The organism is Oerskovia douganii (genome assembly GCF_015142735.1).
Classification (GTDB): domain Bacteria; phylum Actinomycetota; class Actinomycetes; order Actinomycetales; family Cellulomonadaceae; genus Oerskovia; species Oerskovia douganii.
This window is the reverse complement of the sequence record NZ_JACSPN010000010.1, coordinates 117,921-119,083: the sequence shown is the minus strand read 5'-3', so window position 1 is coordinate 119,083 and position 1,163 is coordinate 117,921. Positions and strand designations below refer to the sequence as shown.

The following is a 1,163-nucleotide window of genomic DNA, read 5'->3' as shown; positions in this document are numbered from 1 at the left end:
GCGCCGGTGGCGGCCTTCTGGATGCCGGGGGCGAGTGCGCCGAGTCCGGTGTTGAGGGTGGTGGCGCCGGTGGCGGCCTTCTGGATGCCGGGGGCGAGTGCGCCGAGTCCGGTGTTGAGGGTGGTGGCGCCGGTGGCGGCGTCCTTCGCGCCGGTCGCGACCTCGGCGGCGCCGGGGGCGAGCTCGCCGAGCTTGGTGCTCAGCGTTGCTGCGCCGGTGGCGGCGGCCTCGGCGCCCGTGGCGACGCGCTGCGACCCGGCCTTGACCTGTGCAGCGCCGCGCGAGAGATCGCCCAGCCCGACGGAGAGCTGTCCGGCCCCGTCGGATACCTGCTTCGCTCCCGTCTTCAGGTTCTGGGCACCCCTGTCGAGGTCCGCGCTCCCGGTCTTGAGGGTGGCGGATCCCGCCGTCAGAGACCGGGCGCCGTTCACGAGCCCCTTCTCCCCGGCCAGTCCCGCGTGGAGCTGGGCAGTTCCCTCGGCGACCTTCTTCGCACCGGACTCGACGGACGATGCGCCCGCCGAGAGCTCAGCGGCGGCACCTGCGAGCCGATCGAGCTGGGCCTTCAGGGGAGAGTCGGCCGGTACCGCGTCCGACACAGCGGCAAGACTGCTGGCAAGGTCCGCTGCACCGGACTCCACGCCAGCGGCACCTGCTGCGACTCCCGCCGATCCGTCCTTCAACGACTTCGCCGAGACCGCTGCCTGGTCCAACCCGGCGGCCAGCGCACTCGCGCCGTCATGGAGCTGAGCTGCGCCGGCCGCGACGGTGGCGGAGCCGCCGGCAAGTGCGGTCGCGCCGTCGGAGACGCCGCGGGCACCGGTGGCCAAGGAGCTGCTGCTCGTGGCGGCTCCGGCCGCACCGGTCGAGAGGGTCGAAGCCCCCAGCGCGAGGTCCGCTGCGCCCGGGGCCAGCTCGCTCGTGAGCTTGCCGCTCAGGTCGCCGGATCCGGCGTGGAGCTGGGCGGCGCCGTCGGCGACCCTGGCGGCCCCCGGGGCGAGCTTGTCGTTGAGGCCAGTGGTGAGCGTCTGTGACCCGGCGAAGGCTCGGGCTGCTCCGGGGGCGAGCTCGGTGTTGAGGCCCTTGCTGAGGTCGCCCGATCCGGCGAGCAGCAGCGATGCTCCGGGGGCGAGCTCGGTGTTGAGGCCCTTGCTGAGCTCGCC

Annotated in this window: 1 pseudogene; it reads right to left on the bottom strand. The window is 74.2% G+C overall.

Going from position 1 to position 1,163, the window contains the following annotated elements:
- Nucleotides 1-1,163: pseudogene (locus H9623_RS09690) on the bottom strand (hypothetical protein); the annotation flags it as partial.